This is a genomic window from Paenibacillus sp. 05T425 (genome assembly GCF_056396205.1).
On sequence record NZ_JBFTLA010000003.1, the window covers coordinates 293290 to 309367 of the forward strand.

14 protein-coding genes and 1 pseudogene are annotated in these 16078 nt (G+C 52.2%); 12 read left to right on the forward strand and 3 right to left on the reverse strand.

Annotated elements, in window-relative coordinates; translation table 11 throughout:
• Window positions 1-19 precede the first annotated feature (19 nt).
• Complete coding sequence (locus AC1DF0_RS08035; RefSeq protein ID WP_477573604.1) at window positions 20-820, forward strand: polysaccharide deacetylase family protein; 801 nt, start codon at window positions 20-22, stop codon at window positions 818-820.
• 88 nt (window positions 821-908) lie between these two features.
• On the opposite strand, the gene AC1DF0_RS08040 is transcribed toward AC1DF0_RS08035, so the two are convergent.
• Window positions 909-2081, reverse strand: a complete 1173-nt coding sequence (locus AC1DF0_RS08040) for a GGDEF domain-containing protein (protein WP_477573605.1) — start codon at window positions 2079-2081, stop codon at window positions 909-911.
• A 150-nt stretch (window positions 2082-2231) separates the two neighbouring features.
• Here AC1DF0_RS08040 and AC1DF0_RS08045 point away from each other — a divergent pair, with 150 nt between their 5' ends.
• Genes AC1DF0_RS08045 through AC1DF0_RS08055 form a run of 3 tightly spaced genes read left to right on the forward strand, consistent with a single transcriptional unit; the run spans window position 2232 to window position 8032 of the window.
• Entirely contained in the window at window positions 2232-3359 is a 1128-nt protein-coding gene (locus AC1DF0_RS08045) for a glycosyltransferase (protein WP_475820280.1), read from the forward strand.
• Window positions 3360-3401: 42 nt separating this feature from the next.
• Window positions 3402-4688, forward strand: coding sequence for a metallophosphoesterase family protein (locus tag AC1DF0_RS08050; RefSeq protein WP_477573606.1), 1287 nt, complete (start codon window positions 3402-3404; stop codon window positions 4686-4688).
• A gap of 53 nt (window positions 4689-4741) precedes the next feature.
• Complete coding sequence (locus AC1DF0_RS08055; RefSeq protein ID WP_477573607.1) at window positions 4742-8032, forward strand: AAA family ATPase; 3291 nt, start codon at window positions 4742-4744, stop codon at window positions 8030-8032.
• 22 nt (window positions 8033-8054) lie between these two features.
• On the opposite strand, the gene AC1DF0_RS08060 is transcribed toward AC1DF0_RS08055, so the two are convergent.
• Complete coding sequence (locus AC1DF0_RS08060; protein ID WP_442049199.1) at window positions 8055-9092, reverse strand: YkvI family membrane protein; 1038 nt, start codon at window positions 9090-9092, stop codon at window positions 8055-8057.
• A 97-nt stretch (window positions 9093-9189) separates the two neighbouring features.
• On the opposite strand from AC1DF0_RS08060, the gene AC1DF0_RS08065 reads away from it, so the two are divergent.
• On the forward strand, window positions 9190-10479 hold the full coding sequence (locus tag AC1DF0_RS08065; RefSeq protein ID WP_477573608.1) for an ArsB/NhaD family transporter: 1290 nt from the start codon (window positions 9190-9192) through the stop codon (window positions 10477-10479).
• Here the strand turns inward: AC1DF0_RS08065 and AC1DF0_RS08070 are convergent.
• Window positions 10476-11195, reverse strand: a complete 720-nt coding sequence (locus AC1DF0_RS08070) for a hypothetical protein (RefSeq protein ID WP_477573609.1) — start codon at window positions 11193-11195, stop codon at window positions 10476-10478. The two genes, AC1DF0_RS08065 and AC1DF0_RS08070, sit on opposite strands and share 4 nt — an antisense overlap.
• A gap of 201 nt (window positions 11196-11396) precedes the next feature.
• On the opposite strand from AC1DF0_RS08070, the gene AC1DF0_RS08075 reads away from it, so the two are divergent.
• The 7 genes and pseudogenes from AC1DF0_RS08075 to AC1DF0_RS08105 all read left to right on the forward strand — a co-directional run bounded on the left by AC1DF0_RS08075 (window position 11397) and on the right by AC1DF0_RS08105 (window position 16033).
• Window positions 11397-11966 (forward strand): xanthine phosphoribosyltransferase, encoded by a 570-nt coding sequence (locus AC1DF0_RS08075; protein WP_442049196.1) that lies wholly within the window; start codon window positions 11397-11399, stop codon window positions 11964-11966.
• An 83-nt stretch (window positions 11967-12049) separates the two neighbouring features.
• Window positions 12050-12370 carry a hypothetical protein gene (locus tag AC1DF0_RS08080; RefSeq protein WP_337098500.1) on the forward strand — a complete coding sequence of 107 codons (321 nt, stop codon included), beginning with the start codon at window positions 12050-12052 and terminating at the stop codon, window positions 12368-12370.
• Window positions 12371-12502: 132 nt separating this feature from the next.
• On the forward strand, window positions 12503-12724 hold the full coding sequence (locus AC1DF0_RS08085) for a hypothetical protein (RefSeq protein ID WP_442049242.1): 222 nt from the start codon (window positions 12503-12505) through the stop codon (window positions 12722-12724).
• An 82-nt stretch (window positions 12725-12806) separates the two neighbouring features.
• Window positions 12807-12956, forward strand: a pseudogene (locus AC1DF0_RS08090) (TFIIB-type zinc ribbon-containing protein); the annotation flags it as partial.
• Window positions 12957-13626: 670 nt separating this feature from the next.
• Complete coding sequence (locus AC1DF0_RS08095; RefSeq protein ID WP_477573610.1) at window positions 13627-14298, forward strand: TetR/AcrR family transcriptional regulator; 672 nt, start codon at window positions 13627-13629, stop codon at window positions 14296-14298.
• A 62-nt stretch (window positions 14299-14360) separates the two neighbouring features.
• Entirely contained in the window at window positions 14361-15287 is a 927-nt protein-coding gene (locus AC1DF0_RS08100) for an ABC transporter ATP-binding protein (RefSeq protein ID WP_442049194.1), read from the forward strand.
• On the forward strand, window positions 15284-16033 hold the full coding sequence (locus AC1DF0_RS08105; protein ID WP_442049193.1) for an ABC transporter permease: 750 nt from the start codon (window positions 15284-15286) through the stop codon (window positions 16031-16033). The genes AC1DF0_RS08100 and AC1DF0_RS08105 overlap by 4 nt, the downstream gene beginning before the upstream one ends.
• Window positions 16034-16078 lie beyond the last annotated feature (45 nt).

The window sequence follows — 16078 nt, forward strand, 5'->3', positions numbered from 1 at the left end:
AAATAGGAGGATTTAACGCATGACCAACGTATTGTTATGCTACCCGGGAGGGAAGCACAAGGCGCTAACGATGAGCTACGACGACGGTACGACGGCGGACCGCAGGCTTGTATCGCTTTTTAACCGTTACGGAATCAAAGGCTCGTTTCACTTGAACGGCGGGTTGTTCGGGAATGGAAACCGGATTTCCGAAGAGGAAGCAGCGAAGCTGTATGAAGGTCATGAGGTGTCCGCCCATACGCTGACCCATCCGACGATCGCGCGTATTCCAAGAGAGCAGCTTGTGCATGAAATCATGGAAGACAGGAAAAAGCTGGAGCGGCTCGCCGGCTATACCGTCAGAGGAATGTCTTACCCAAACGGCTCTTTTAACCAAGAGATCAAAGGGATGCTGCCTTATTTGGGAATCGAATATGCGAGAACGGTTCAGACGACGGGCGGATTCGGCATACCCGACGACTGGCATGAGTGGCAGCCGACCTGCCATCATAACGACCGCTTGCTGGAGAGGACCGATGCATTCATTGGTCTTCATAAATCCCAATATTTATATTTGATGTACGTTTGGGGACATAGTTATGAATTCGATAACGATAACAATTGGGAGCTGATTGAGAGCTTCTGCGAGCGAATATCGGGGCAAGGCGACATCTGGTACGCTACGAATATGGAAATCGTCGATTATATGAAGTCGTATCGCTTATTGAAATTTTCAGCGGATATGAGCTTTGTTTACAATGCGTCGGCAATGAACGTATGGTTAAGCGTAGACGGGCAGATCGTCGAAGTTAAGAGCGGCAGCCAGTTACAGTTAGTTTGATTGGATCCATTCCACTCTAATCCCAATTTAGAAGAAATAAAAAATCCCCGCTGTCGCCTAATCGCGATAGCGGGGGTTTTGTACTGCATTACATTGATTTTTTGGAAGCGGATGAGATGGCTTTGAACATCGTTACTTTGTTTTTGCCGGTCGTCTTGGAGTGGTACATCGCTTCGTCGGCTTGCTTGACAAGCTCTTGCACTTCCTTGCCTTCTTTATTCGTGCTTACGCCAACGCTGATGGTAACCATCGTCTCCTGCTCGACGCGTCTGCGTATCGCTTCCGCAACGATCTCTGGTTTGACTTTGTCTGCGGTCATGCAAGCCAGCAACTCTTCGCCGCCGTAACGTCCGGCTGAGCCGATGCCGCTCGTTTCTTCCTTAAGGATCTCGGCTACCTGCTTCAGTACGCCGTCTGCCTTGTGATGGCCATGCGTATCATTCAGCTTCTTGAAATTGTCGATATCGCAGAAGATAATAGCCATTGGCCGGTTCTGAGCGAGCAGCTTCTGCGCCCTGGCCGAGAAGTGGCGCCGGTTGTAAAGCCCGGTCAGGCCGTCTACAACAGAGGATTGATAGGTCGAGATAAGCCGATCAATAACCCAATCAAAGAGCAATAAAAATAATATCGTATAATAGATAATCGGCAGAAGATGGCGGAGCAGAATGAGCCATGACAGCGAGCCTTGGAACAAATAATTGTCAGCAAGCCGAGAAAGCTCGTAGATAAAGAAAACAATAAGGCTTGCGTTATACTTCGCATTCATCTCGGCTCCGCGCGTATCAAGCAGAATGATGAACGTCACGATAACGGCATAGAAATCAAGCGCCGGAAAGGTCAGTATCGAGCCGGCCGGAACTGCCCCTGGCGTGAACGGATTAATTGCGTACTGAACGCCTGCTATGACGATCGTTAACATAATCATAATAATGAAAGGAATTACTTTAAGCTGAGCGGAACGATGAGTATATAATTTCATGAAAACAAAGTTTATAATAATAAATGAAATGATTTGCAGCACTGTCGCGGTTAGATAGACCCATGGCGATAACGACCAACCGGGATACGCGAGCAGAATGAGCAATACTTGCTCGGCTATGATGAGCGGAATTGCGCTTGTGAGCCACTTATAGATCCCTTTGTTGCGATAGCTGACGTAAAGCTTAATGGACATAAAGAGCATAAGAATAAGAATAATGATGACAGCCGCCGAAGAGAATAGCTGTCCGTTAGGTCCCGTAAGCCATTGAATAATTGTCATGTCTAAACCTCGTTATCAAGTAGTTATGTACTAGCTTTACAGAAACATATGTTCTAATATATCATGTTTTACGGTGACGGAAAAGCTTTTTGGGCACATTGTCTGTCGAGCATAAACGGGTACGAAGCAGGAAGAAGGAGTGTGGGACACATGAATATATTGCAAGCTTTGTTTTTCCCCCCGGAACAGCCGGGCGGGGTGTCATCGATGGTCCCTTATATACAGGAAAGATTCATTAAGCTGGGTTGGCAGATGGAGTTGTTCTCGCTGCCTAAGCGGGTAAGAGGCAAGGGGCAAGAGGATGTTGTTTTCCAAACGTTCGATTGGACGGAATTCAGCGGTAATGCAATGGTCGACAAATACATTCAAACGTATCGCGATTACGTATGGTGGACACGGCTTCGTCTTAATCGCTCGTTTGATATTATACATGCGCATCATCCGATCGCAGCTCTCGTCATGAAGCAGGTGTTCCCGGATACGCCGGTAGCGATGACGATTCACTCGAGTTATGAGCGCGAGCTTATTTTGAACGGGAGAATCGAAGAGGGTGGACCGGAGCATCAATTTTTAATGAAAATATATGGGGAGCTGGAAGCGAAGACGGATCAGCTGTTGACCGTATCGGAGTCGTTCCGTTCCTATATTGCGCCGCAGGTTAAACACCCTGAGGCTATAAAGGTGATACCGAACGGCTTCGATGAGAAACGATTCAGGCCGAGCGCGCATGAAAATGAAGTGACGCAGCTTATTACGGTCTGCAGGCTCGTGCCGGCAAAGGGACTCGATATTTTGTTGAAGGCTTGCGCCGAGCTAAAGCGCAGGGGAAATCCGTTCGTGCTTCATATTATCGGCGACGGACCGATTCGCGAGGAGTTGGAGGCGCTCGCGGTGGAGCTGGACTTGTACGACGATATTATTTTTTACGGCTATATGCTTCATCCGGAGGAGTTCATGCCGTTCTTTGATGTATTCGTTCTGCCGTCACGGGCGGAGGCGTTCGGCTCCGTGTTCGCAGAAGCAGCGTTATGCTGGCTGGCACTAGTCGGAACGAATGTCGGAGGTATCGCTGAACAGATCGATGACGGCGTCAACGGGCTGCTCGTACCGCCGGAAGATCCGCTCGCACTCGCCGATGCGCTGGAGAAGGTCGTAACAGATCCTACTTACCGCTATAACCTAGCGCGTGCAGGCTGGGACAAAGCCAAAAAAGTATACTCCTTGCAACGGGTCATTTCACAGCTCAAAAAAGTGTATACCAACCTTAAGCCGGAGTAGCGCTACTCGGCTAATATAGAGACAGAGGCGGGGATTGAGTTCATGGCAGTACCGTTTCGATTCATTCATGCAGCGGATTTGCACTTGGACAGTCCGTTCAAAGGTTTGGCCAAGGCGCCGGAAGCGCTTCGGGAAAGGCTAAGCGAATCGACCTTCGCAGCTATGCGCCAGTTAACGGATACGGCAGTTGCCGAGAAGGTCGATTTTATCGTGCTGGCAGGCGATTTGTTCGATGCAGCCGATCGCTCACTTCGCGCACAGCTGCGGCTTGTACGCGAATGGGAGCGACTTGCCGCTCATGGCATCGCCGTTTTCGTTATTCATGGCAATCATGATCCGCTTAGCGGGGCAAGGGCAGAGCTTAAGCTGCCCTCGAATGTACATATATTTGGCGCAGATCATATCGAGCATAAGCCGGCTTACCGCAGAGATGGTGAGCTGGCTGCTTTTGTTTACGGCATTTCGTACGGATCGCGAAGCATAACGGAAAACTTAGCGATTCGTTACCGGTCAATGCCAGGAGCTGCGTTCCACATCGCCATGCTGCACGGCAACGTAGGCGGAGATAACGGACATGATCCCTACGCGCCTTGTACTTTGGACGAGCTTACGAGTAATGCAGGCTTCCATTATTGGGCGCTGGGACATATTCATCACCGCAAAGTGCTTCATGAGTACCCGCATGTCGTCTATCCGGGCAACACGCAGGGCAGAAACCCGCGTGAGACCGGGCAGAAGGGCTGCTACATCGTGGATGTGACGGCAGCGGGAGCGGTAGAGCTTAGGTTCACGCCGCTGGACGATGTGCGTTGGCTGGACGAGCAAGTGTCAATTGCAGGCATCCAATCGGAGCATGAGCTGCTGCAGCAGCTTGAAGCGTCGATGGTTAGGCTTGGTCTGGATGCGGAAGGGCGCTCTGCAATGATTCGATTGGAGCTCGCAGGGCGAGGTCCGCTTCATAGGCAACTATCAGATCCGCAGGCTACCGCTGCGCTGCTGGGGCAGCTTCAGGAGCTAAGCGAGGAGAGCGGCGATCGATTGATATGGGTATATGAACTCGACAATAGGACTGCCTCCGAGCTCGATTGGATGAAGATAGCAGAGGAGGACAGCTTCGCCGGCGAGCTGTGCCGATTAAGCACCGAGCTTGCCTCCAGCGACGAGAGCTGGCGGTCATTCGCGAAAGAGGCTGTCCAGGTGATGGCAGGAAATCAGAAGCTGGGCAAGCTGCTGCGAAGCAAGTGGGAAGAGCTGCCTGAGCGATGGCTGGAGCGATCGCGAGAGCATGTAATTGGACTTATTGCGGAAGAGGAGCGCGGAAATGGATAGGAGCTGGGTTCTTCGACCGGGCTGAAGGCAGATCAGCTAGAGGGGGAATAACAATGAGGCTTGTGGAGGCTGAGATCGACGGGTTCGGCCAATTGCATGACGCAAAGGTCGATCTAGATGCTCCCGTTACCATTTTATATGGACCGAACGAAGCCGGCAAAAGCACCGTATTCGGCTTTATTCGGACGATGCTGTACGGCTTCGCGAACCGAGGCTCGGCACAGGCTCCCGAGCGGCAGGAGCCGGTGAACGGCGGCCGACATGGCGGCCGTCTGTTCTGGCGTGACGGGATGGGCAGCTCGTATGTCATTCAGCGCTATGCAACGGACGGTTCAGGGAAGCTGTCGCTGCGCGAGCTTGATGCGGAGGCTGGCAGCAATAGTGGGCTGGCAGAAGGCGTACAGTTGCTGCAAGCGGAGCTGGAGAGGCGTTATTTGGGCGGTATCGGCGATCGAATGTATCGACAAATGTTCGCCGTGACCTTATCGGAGCTGCAGCAGGTTGGAGCTTTGTCCGGCGAGGAGCTTGGTCAATATTTGTATCAAGCGGGCTGGGATAACGGCAAGTCTATCGCTGCGGCCGAGAAAAAGCTGCGGGATGAGATGGAGGAGCTGTTCAAGCCTAAGGGATCGACGAAATCGATGAACAAGCAACTTAAGGAGCTGGATCAGATCGAAGCCGCGCTGCGCAAGCATGAGGATTCCATCGATGCCTACAATTCGCTCGTTCACCAGTCGGAGAGGTTGGAGGAAGAGATCGCGGAGCGGGATCAAGCGCTTCCACAGCTGGCTTCCAAGCAGCAATTGCTTGCGAAAGCTTGCTCTTCGAGGGCGGGTTGGCTGCAGAAGCAGCAACTGCTCATGGAGCGCGAGCGGTTCGCTTACGCAGCGCGGATAAACACCGAGTCGGAGCGCAGCTGGCGTGAGCTGTCGCGTCTGAGGACGGAGCGCTTATCCGAATTGGAGCGCTATAAGCAGCAATTGTATTTGACGGAAAAGCAGCTTGAAGCGATCGAATACGATCAAGCGTTGATTGATACCGCCGATGAAACGGAAGCGATGGTGCAGTCGGCGGAAGGCTATCGACTGCTTAAGCTGGAGCTGGCCGAGCTGCGAGCCGAGCTGCAATCGCATGATGAAGCGATAGGCGGGCTGCTGGGCAGCATCGCGCCGGAGTGGACGGAACGTCAGCTGCGCGAGCTCCGCGTGACGGTTGCCGACCGCGATTATATTCGCGGCCTGCGTCAGCAGGAGGAAGAGCGTATGCGCGGCGAAGAGCGGATCGCCGCGGAGCAAGAAGCGCTGAAGCGGCAAGAGCGCGAGGTGGAGAGCGTGCGCGGCGAAGCGGAGGCGGCGCTCGAACGAGCGGCCGCGGATGGCGAGCAGGCGGCCGGCGGCTTTGCGCTTTTGCCGCGGACGCGGGAAGCGCTTCGTGGGGCGTGGAACGCCCTGGACTTGGCTTTCCGCGAGTGGGAGCTCGAGCGGACGCGTCTTGCCGCAGCCGCTGCGGCCGACGGGATAGACCCGTCGGCTTTGCGCGGCGCGGCAGCGGGCCGAGGCGGAGCTGGGCCCGTATGGGCTGGAGCGGCAGGAGCGGGCGGAGCTGCGGTGGCGCTTGGCATTGTCGCCGCAGGTAGCGGTGCGGAAGGCGGCAGCGGGTTAGGCTGGATTGCCGCAATCGTGCTGGCAATCGTCGCACTCGTCCTCATGGTTCTGGCATTCGGAAGAAGTCAGAAGCCTAATGACAGGCGTTCACGCAGCGGCGGTCGCAGCGCAGGATCATCCGGTCGATACCCGAATGACTCATTTCTTCGGGATCGGGAGCAGCAGCTCGTAACTGCGCTTGCCGCTGTGGTGCGCGAACCTGAGCACGCGGCGGCAGCTTTGTTATCCTCCGCGAGCCAAGCAGAGGGTCGATCGGCAGAGCAGACATTGGCTGCAGAACGGCTGCGCAGCGGGTTGCATGCCGCTGTTGAAGCAAGGCTGGAGAAGCTTCAGGCAACGGAGCGGCTAGAAAGCAATAAGGGCGAACAAGAGCGTAAGCTCGCCCGCTTGCGCGAGCAATTGAACGAACGCAGCAAGGCAGCCGCCTCAGCTGCATTATCGAAGCAAGCAGCCGTTGCCGAGTGGCGCGGCTGGCTGGAGGTGCGGGCGCTGCCGCCGCATATGTCGCAGACGGCGGCGCTCGAAGCAATCGAGCTTGCCGAGCAAGCGATGCAGCGGCTGCGCCAATATGACAAGCTGACGGCGAAGCAAGCCGCCGTCACGCAGCAGCTCGCCGCTTTCGAGGCGCAAGCGGCCAAGCTTTGCGCAGCGTTCGCTGACGCAGCAGGGCAACTGCCGGCAGATCCGGCGCTCGGCCTGAGACTGCTGCAGGCCGAGACGCGCCGTCATGCCGCCGCCAAGGAACAGGCGCTTCGCGCCCGGCAGCAGCAAGAAGAGCTGCTGCATAACATAGCTCGCATCGAATCCTCGCTCGCGGAGCTTCGTCCGCTCATGCAAGCTTTGCTGCATGAAGCGGACCTGCCAAGCGAAGCAGCGTACGAAGAGGCGCTGCTTCATCTCAGTACGCTCGCCGACCTCGAGCTCGCGCTGAACAAGCTGCAGCTCGAGCTGACAGCCGGTCTCAGCGAGCAGCGGCTGGCAGAGCTTGAAGAGCTGCTGTACAGCTATGACGAGGAGCAGCTGCGCGCGCTCCATGACGAAGCGGTGCATGAGCTTGCGCAGCTCGAATCGCAGCAGAAGGACCAGCTGGAGCAAAAAGGGCGGCTGCGTCAATCGATCGATCAGCTTCTGCAAACGAAGGAGCGTCAGCGGCTGGTGGCCGACAGAGAGCAGCTCTTAGCGCAGTTGGATGGCGATGCCGAGCGGTATGCGATGCTTGCCGTAAGCGCGGCCTTGATTAGCCGGACGAAACGCATCTATGAGGAGGAGCGTCAGCCTGTCGTGCTGCGTCATGCCTCAAGCCTGATCGAGACACTCACGGACGGTAAATATATAAGGGTGCTGAGTCATCCTGGAGCGACGGGGATAAGGCTGGAGACGGCCGATCGCCGTATTATTGACAGCAACCTGCTGAGCCGCGGCACGGCTGAGCTAGTCTACTTAGCGATGCGCTTCGCTTTAGCGGAGGAAGCCTCGCATAACGTGAAGCTGCCGCTGCTGCTTGACGATGTGTTCGTCAACTTCGATAAGGATCGGCTGCGTGCCGCAGCGAAGCTTATTGCCGAACTGTCACAGCAAAGGCAGGTCATCGTAATGACCTGCCATGAGCATGTGCGCGATGCGCTGCTAGAATACGGCAGCGAAACTTCGCTTGTTGAGCTTAGTTCTGTTGCTAATTAATCGCCAACACCGACTCCCAATGTCACGCTTGCGCTTGCCTGCGAATGATGAGAAACAGCCAACCAAGACTGATTAAGCCGAAAATCGGATACAGCGTCGATAGGAGCGTGCCGAAGCCGATCTGGCTGGCGACATAGCAGATGGCGAGGACGACTATCGTTAGCGCGCCGCGAGTCCATTTCATCCGTTCCTGCAGTTGAAGCGTCAGACCATATATATCCGCGATAAGCGTCGTGAAGATCTCGGCAAAAATAAGAAAAACATAAATAAATTGTACGCTGCTTCCGAGCTGCCTTGCTATGCCGCCCATCGGTATAGCGAATTGCTGGATGCCGGGCATATGGACCGATAAGGCGATATGTCCGGCCAGCAGCATGAAGCCGATCCCGATCCCGCCGACCCAAGAACCGGCAATAATCGTCTTCCGATCCTTTACTTCTGCCCCCAGCGGCACGAGAACGGCTTGGGACATCGTCAGATTGAACGCGGCATACAAGAATGGCGCCGACCATGCCGCCAACGGTGAATAATCGCTTGCCAGCGTAAGGAACTTGTCCGCACCGGGAGAGCGGAACGTATCGAACATAACGAATACCGTGAAGATGAGCATTAGCGGAACGACGATGGAATTAACCGTCAGTATCGCTTTCATCCCTTTGCGCAGCAGGAAATAACAAGCGACGGCCGTAATGAGCAGGCCTGACTGGTAGGAAATGTTCCAATGCTCATAAAAGATGGTGCCGGCTCCAGCGAGCATGACGGCGGTTACGCCCATGAGGACGACGAGCATGAAGTGGCTGATCCATCGACCGTATTTGTCGCCGAACAGCGCCTTATTGAGATCCTCATACGATTTGGCGTTTATTTCGCTTGCGATCAGCATCATTTTCGCGCCGAGCCAGATGAACAGCATCGTCGCAATCGCAATCGTAAACGTGCCGTAATAGCCGAAGCGGGTGAAAAACTGCAAAATTTCTTGACCGGATGCAAAGCCTGCTCCTACAATCGTACCTACATAGGTTGAAGCGATCTGCAGTACTTTGCCTGTACGCTTCCACATCGTCTACCTTCCTCCAATCGGCAACAAACTTCTCTATTAAGAAGTTATGTCGCAAGGAGGACAGGCATGACATATTTGCTAGAAAGGAACCGCAATCATGACCATGGCAATTGCTATAGCCGTATTTATAGCGGCACTCATCCTCATTTTGATTAAGCCAAAAGGAATTAACGAAGCATTTTTCGCGCTTGCGGGAGCTATCCTGCTCTTCGTTGCAGGCTTATTGAAGCTAGAGGATGCTTCTTATATTTGGGGTTTCGTATGGAATGCGACGTTCTCGTTAATCGGTATTATGATTTTCACGGCATTGCTTGATCAGAACGGCTTCTTCCGATGGGCTGCGCTTCATATCGTTCACCGTCTTCATCATCGCAAAATTGTATTATTTATTTGCCTGTCACTATTGGCTGCGATGATTACGATTTTCTTCAACAACGACGGTACGATCCTTATTATGGTGCCGATCGTACTCGAAGTGACGGCGCTGCTGCGTCTTACGCGCGGAGGCAGGCTTGCTTATTTGCTCGGAATCGGGTTAATGGCCGATACGGCAAGCGCTCCGCTCATGATGAGCAATCTAACGAATATATTAACGGCGGATTTCTTCAATATTCCTTTTGGGGAGTATGCATCGAGAATGCTGCTGCCGGGTGCGCTTGCTATAGCGGCTACCATAGGCGTCACGGCGTTCATCCTGCGTAAGGGAATCGTAGGGGGTGAAGGAGATCATCTGACACCGGATACATTTCCGAAGCCAGCGTCTGCTATTGGAGATAAAAGAGTGTTTCGTCTGTCTTGGGTCATCATCGTTCTCATGATGATCGGTTATTTAGGCTCGGAGAGACTAGGAGTTCCTGTTGCGGCTATTGCGCTTGGCTGCGCAGCGGTCCAATGGGCTGCCTCGGCCGGAGCGGGACGAGCTCCATTCAAGCAAACGGTGCTGCAAGCGCCTTGGCTTATTATTGTATTTGCCTTGTCGATGAATTTGGTCGTATACAGTCTTCATGTGCACAGGGCAGTCGCTTGGTTTCCTTCGTTGCTGACGCTGGCGGCGGAACAGCATGAATGGGTCGGCATTTACGGTTCCGGGCTCATATTCGCCTTGCTGGCTTCTGCGATTAACAATCTGCCGGCAGTGCTCATCTCGTCGCTTGCGATAGAAGGCGTGAACGGACCCGACTACTTGCCTTATGCAAGCTTGATCGGCACGTCCGTCGGCGCTAAGCTGACGCCAATTGGCTCACTCGCCACATTGCTCTGGATGCAGTTAGTGAGACGGGGAGGCGTCGAAGTGGGGTGGAAGGAATATACGAAATACGGTATCGTCCTGACGCTGCCTATTTTGCTTATATCATTGATTGGATTATGTATTCAAAGCTGGTCCTAGTCGTCTGCAGCAGCAAGCAGCTTTATGGAAACGATGCCGTTCAGCACGGGATCGATGTCAATCTTCAGCATTGCGCCATCCGCTTCGTATGTAAGCAAGTATTCGGTCTGGGTGGAGGGCTTGCCAAGATAAGAAATAGCTGTGTCCGGCTTGTCGCCAACCGCAAGTCCGCTAAGCCCAGCTGGTATGTGGCTGTTGAATACTTCAATATACTGCACAGAATGCGATCCGTTAATACCTACAGCGAACCCTTCATACTCATTGACGGTGACGGATTCTTCTCCTTCTTCAAGGATGTAGCTGTCCATCGGCTCTCCGAATAAATGGGTCATCTCGGCATCGGAATCATCTATGCCAATTCCGACAAGCTTCGGAATTGATGGATTCCAGTGCTGCCCCTCGCTCTCCGTCTTCACGATAGCCTTATCAGGCTCGTCACTATGGAGCGCAGATGCCTCGCCGGGAGTATGGTTTTCTTTACCTGCGCTGCCTGGGCTCGGCACATCGGACGTAACCTGATTATGTTCATCCTCCAGATACGTCTTCTGGGGGCTGTTCGCGTTATTATCTTCTTGAAGCGGCTGCACATCCGCTGATTCAGAGACAGGTGGTGTTGAAGGTTCAGCCTGGCTTTGACAACCAGCCACAAGGAATGCGAATACGGCTGCTGCAGCTAGTTTCGCAAGTACAGGTGTTTCTACTCTAGGTGGTTTCATGGCATTCAGTCCTTTCTATCTACATGAATAAGACGCTCGAAAATAGGAAAAAGTTTCTCTTTTTGCCCACCTTTTTGGAATATATTCCTCATGTAGATCGTAAAATCGATAGGTTTACTATGTAACCTGCCATGAAGGTTGCACTATCCGCCTGACCTATGTTACGTTATCGAAAAGGGATTTTTGGCGGAGGGAAATAAGATGGAACGATTGAAACAACGTATATTGGAAGAGTCGTCGGTGTTGTCGAACGATGTGCTGCGGATGGACGCGCTCATTAATCATCAGGTTGATCCGGCGCTTACGATGGAGATGGGACAAGAATTCGCAAGAAGATTTGCGGAAGAGGAGATCACGAAGGTCATTACTATTGAATCATCCGGCATTCCGGCCGCTTTCGCTACGGCGCATGTGCTCGGCGTTCCGCTCGTATTCGCTAGGCGCAAGAAGACGCTGATCGCCGATCCGGATGCATATACCGAACGTGTTCCTTCATTCACGAAAGGCATCGTTACCGATATCATGGTGTCGAAGCAGTTTCTGACCAAAGAGGATAAAGTGCTGTTCATCGATGATATTATAGCGAACGGCGATGCGGCACGCGGTCTTATCAAAATTATCGAACGCTCGGGAGCGACGTTGGTCGGCTTCGGAATCGTAGTCGAGAAATCGTTCCAATCAGGCGGAAAAACGCTTAGAGAGCAAGGCATCAGAGTCGAGCCGCTCGTTCAAATCTCATCGCTGGACAACGGTGAAATTAGGTTCGAGTAAGATGTTCCAGCGAATGCGCACTTTCGCGATAAAGCAAAATGGCTTATAATGATACAGAAGCGACCTGAGGGGAGGCACATGCTATGGGGGAAATGTCTACTGATTTTATGAATGCGAAGTTGAACGACGCAAAAATTCATTTTGAGCGTGCTTTGGATTGCAAACATACCGAATTTGACGATTTATATCCTTATATGATTGAGCATCCGCAATTTTTCTGGTACAAAAGATACGTGGCTTGGTCGGAGCTGCTGACGATCGTTAAGCTGTCCGATGAGCTGTCTATTGAATGGCGCGGTCAATTCACTGACAAACAGGCAGAATATATTGCCAAGCGTGTCATGTCCTCGCGCGTGCTCGACGAATGGTATGAAACGAATGATTCCAAGGAGCATGTTGGTTAAAGCTTAATGAGACTCGCATACAATAACTCGCAACAACAAAAGAACCTCAAGGAGTGCTGCGCGCATTCGTTGAGGTTTTTCCAAATAAACGGAAGCCTGCCTATGAAGGCCAATCGAATCGGAGGAATTACCTTGATTAGCGAAGAACAGCTTAATCAATATCGTCTTAGCGGCGAGAAAGTTCGCGTCGTACGCGATGAGCTTGAGATGAATGACGTCATTGGAATTGTTGTGGCTTGGGATGACTCATCCGTTGTCGTGCGCCGTCCGAATCGGCGTGTCGTGAAGCTGAGCCGTATTTACAGCATCGCCCTTGCGACGGAAGAGAGACCTGCGCCATATACGGCTACATAGATGAAACGTTGTAAATGGCTGTGCGTATGCTGAGTATGAGTCATAGCAAGTTCTGATCGATTGTTAAAGGAGAGAGTGACGGATGAAATGTCCCGTTTGTAATGATGTAAGAATGCGCGAGGTTGTGAAGGACAATGTGTTGATCGATGTATGTCCAGACTGCAAAGGCGTATGGCTTGACCGCGGCGAGCTCGATAAGCTCATGCAGGGCGTCAAGGATATGAAGCAGGAGGTTGAGCGGCTCGAGCAATATTCAGCGGGCGCAGGTGCTTTCGGCGGACCATCCGCAATTCCTGCACAACCGACAAGCGGTCCTGCTCCAGGTTCATGGGCAGCCAATAACCCGAGCCCCAATCAGCCCATTACCAATAATCAGCCGCAAGGGCAAGGAACGCCAAATTTCCCTCAAGTAAGCAGCGGCAATCCTTTCGTAACGCCGTCTCAACAGGGCCAGCCTATACCTCCTCAGCAAGGCGGATATAACAATCAGCCTAACTATGGCCATCCAGGCAACCCGCAGGTGACACCAATGAACAATTACGGCAGTTCCCAACCTCAAGTGTTCGGCGGCGGACAACAGCCTCCGTTCGGGCAGCAAGGCTACAATAACCATAATCACAACCATAATCATAATCATGGCGGCTATGACAAGCATGGCTATGATAAATACGGTTACAATCAGCATGGCTATAACAAATACGGGCATTCCAAAAAGCGCCAAAAAACGGTGCTCGACATCTTCGGCGATTTGTTTGATTAAATGGTTTACAGTCCATTCGATGCGCCCTTCCTGTTTCTTATAGCAGGCAAGGGCGTTTTTGATTTTTGGAGTAACTTGACGTTTATATCAGGCATGATTATAATCTAACTAGTTGGTTATAAATGAGGCGGTGAAAATCGAAATGACAACTGAGAATAAGAGAAGCAGTACGCGTACTTACGATGCGGCCCGAACGAGAGGAATCATATTGGATGCGGCGGAGGCGATGTTTGCCGAGCTCGGATATTCCGCGGCCCGTATCGATGGCATTGCGAAGGCGTCAGGTTACAACAAAAGCCTGATCTATCAGTATTTTGGCGACAAGCTGGGTTTGTATACGGAGGTTGTCAAACGTGCGGACCAGATTGGCGATCAGGTGACGGGGGAGGCAATGGCTCATTTTTTGCAAAACGAAAACATCGTATCTGATCCTGTACTATTCAGGCAGTTTATTGAATCGATGAGCGGGCAATTGTTTCACTTCCTGTTGGAGAACCCGCGATACTTGAAAATTATGCTTTGGGAGTCGGCGGAGGATTGGAAGACTTGGAATCAAATCACGTATCGTCCGGATGATATGACTGAGCTGCATGAGCTTGCCATAGCCGCGAAGCAGAATGGACTTCTCCGAAAGGACTTTGAACCGGCGATGTTCCCGATTATGATCATGCATGTGACAACGGCGATCATTCAGTCGTTTTCCCGGTATCAAAATCTGCTCGGCTCGCTGGACACGCCGCAATCGAGAGAGAAGACGATCGATCAAATCGCCAAAATGATTATACATGGCATTATGGAGCCATCTGTTTTGTAGGGATGGCTTTTATTTTTAATAAAATATAAATAACTAGTTAGTTTAATAGAGGGGGAGAAGCAATGAGTGCTATTATCCAAACAGAACGTTTAACGAAACATTTTGGCAGATTTCATGCAGTAGATGACCTATCTTTGCATGTGGACAAAGGTGAAATTTATGGATTTTTGGGACTGAACGGCGCAGGCAAGACAACGACGATTCGTATGCTGCTTGGTATGATTAAGCCTGATTCCGGCGCTTCCCATCTGTTTGGGCAGCGGGTAGATGCAGGCAGTCATAAATTATGGTCAAATGTCGGCTATATGGTGGAAACGCCATATTCTTATCCGGAGCTTACCGTTCGCGAAAATCTTGATATTATTCGGAGGCTGCGGGGCATACAAGGAAGCGGCGCTGTTGATGCCGTCATGGATAAACTGCAATTAACCGCCTATCGCGACCGCAAAGCCGGCAAGTTGTCGCTCGGCAACGGGCAGCGGCTAGGCTTGGCCAAAGCCATGCTCCATAATCCAAAGTTGCTTATATTGGATGAGCCGACGAACGGACTTGATCCTGCCGGCATCGTAGAAGTAAGGGAACTGCTGCGCGATCTAGCTCTTAATCACGGGGTCACGATATTTATTTCCAGTCATATTCTAAGCGAGGTCGCGAGGCTAACGACTAGAATCGGCATCGTCAATCAAGGCAAGCTGCTTCAGGAAACGAATGTCAGGGATTTGCAGCAATTGCTTCGGAAGCGTCTTCTCGTTGGCGCACGCAACATGGAGGCTGCACGGATGAAGCTGATGAATGCCGGTTACTCGGTGAAGGGGGCTGAAGGTGGGTTGCTACAGCTTTCCGAGCCGTTTGCGATCGACAATCCGGATGAAATCGCGAAACAATTAATGGAAGGGCACATGCCGCCGACCCATCTTCAAGTGGAGGAAGAGGAGCTGGAGGCTTATTTTCTCAGACGGATTGGAGCAGAGGGGGAGAACGATCGATGAATCGACTATTAACGGCTATCGGTACAGAAAGAATGAAAATCCGCCGATCCAAGCTGATGAGGATTTCATTGCTTACAAGCATCATCCTGCCGGTCATCTTTGCACTTATATTTTCCGGGGAGATTGGAACGCAGAAGGCTTTCGAAGGGGCTGTCGATTTCCCAGGCCTTCTTGATCAGCTTGGCATTGTCATGTCGATGGGCGGTTTGATCGGGTTCGGCTTTGTATTCAGTTGGATATTCGGCAGAGAATACTCCGACCGCACGGTTAAGGATCTGCTGGCACTTCCTCTATCCCGGTACGGGGTGGCAGGCGCCAAATTAATCGTTGCAGCCGTTTGGTGTGCGGTGCTTGCCCTCATGCTGTACGTTGTTGGAAGCTTGGCAGGCGCGCTCCTCCAATTGGATGGCTGGAGCATTGCTGTCGTCGTTCAAAGCTTCGACGAGTTCGCAAGGATAACCATCATGGTTATTTGTTTATGTATTCCTGTTGGCTGGATCGCTAGCGTCGGTCGCGGATATTTGACTCCGCTTGGGTTCGTTGTGCTTACGATTATCATCGCTCAGCTCGGGGGCGGCCTCGGCATTACCGAGTATATGCCATGGGCTATTCCGGGTCTGCTAAGCGGCGCATCGGGGGAAACGGATCTGCATCTGCAAGCCGTAAGTCTTATGCTGCCTTATGTAACCGGTGCAATTGGCATTGCGGGCACGCTCGCCTGGTGGCGGTATGCCGATCAAACTTAAACGCTGGGCAAATTCAAAAAAGGTTCGTAAATCGCATGCTGCGAA

Excerpts from the sequence above, each read along its gene's own strand:
- AC1DF0_RS08035 (WP_477573604.1), top strand. The coding sequence starts at position 20 with ATGACCAACGTATTGTTATGCTACCCGGGAGGGAAGCACAAGGCGCTA.
- AC1DF0_RS08040 (WP_477573605.1), bottom strand. The coding sequence starts at position 2,081 with ATGACAATTATTCAATGGCTTACGGGACCTAACGGACAGCTATTCTCT.
- AC1DF0_RS08045 (WP_475820280.1), top strand. The coding sequence starts at position 2,232 with ATGAATATATTGCAAGCTTTGTTTTTCCCCCCGGAACAGCCGGGCGGG.
- AC1DF0_RS08050 (WP_477573606.1), top strand. The coding sequence starts at position 3,402 with ATGGCAGTACCGTTTCGATTCATTCATGCAGCGGATTTGCACTTGGAC.
- AC1DF0_RS08055 (WP_477573607.1), top strand. The coding sequence starts at position 4,742 with ATGAGGCTTGTGGAGGCTGAGATCGACGGGTTCGGCCAATTGCATGAC.
- AC1DF0_RS08060 (WP_442049199.1), bottom strand. The coding sequence starts at position 9,092 with ATGTGGAAGCGTACAGGCAAAGTACTGCAGATCGCTTCAACCTATGTA.
- AC1DF0_RS08065 (WP_477573608.1), top strand. The coding sequence starts at position 9,190 with ATGACCATGGCAATTGCTATAGCCGTATTTATAGCGGCACTCATCCTC.
- AC1DF0_RS08070 (WP_477573609.1), bottom strand. The coding sequence starts at position 11,195 with ATGAAACCACCTAGAGTAGAAACACCTGTACTTGCGAAACTAGCTGCA.
- AC1DF0_RS08075 (WP_442049196.1), top strand. The coding sequence starts at position 11,397 with ATGGAACGATTGAAACAACGTATATTGGAAGAGTCGTCGGTGTTGTCG.
- AC1DF0_RS08080 (WP_337098500.1), top strand. The coding sequence starts at position 12,050 with ATGGGGGAAATGTCTACTGATTTTATGAATGCGAAGTTGAACGACGCA.
- AC1DF0_RS08095 (WP_477573610.1), top strand. The coding sequence starts at position 13,627 with ATGACAACTGAGAATAAGAGAAGCAGTACGCGTACTTACGATGCGGCC.
- AC1DF0_RS08100 (WP_442049194.1), top strand. The coding sequence starts at position 14,361 with ATGAGTGCTATTATCCAAACAGAACGTTTAACGAAACATTTTGGCAGA.
- AC1DF0_RS08105 (WP_442049193.1), top strand. The coding sequence starts at position 15,284 with ATGAATCGACTATTAACGGCTATCGGTACAGAAAGAATGAAAATCCGC.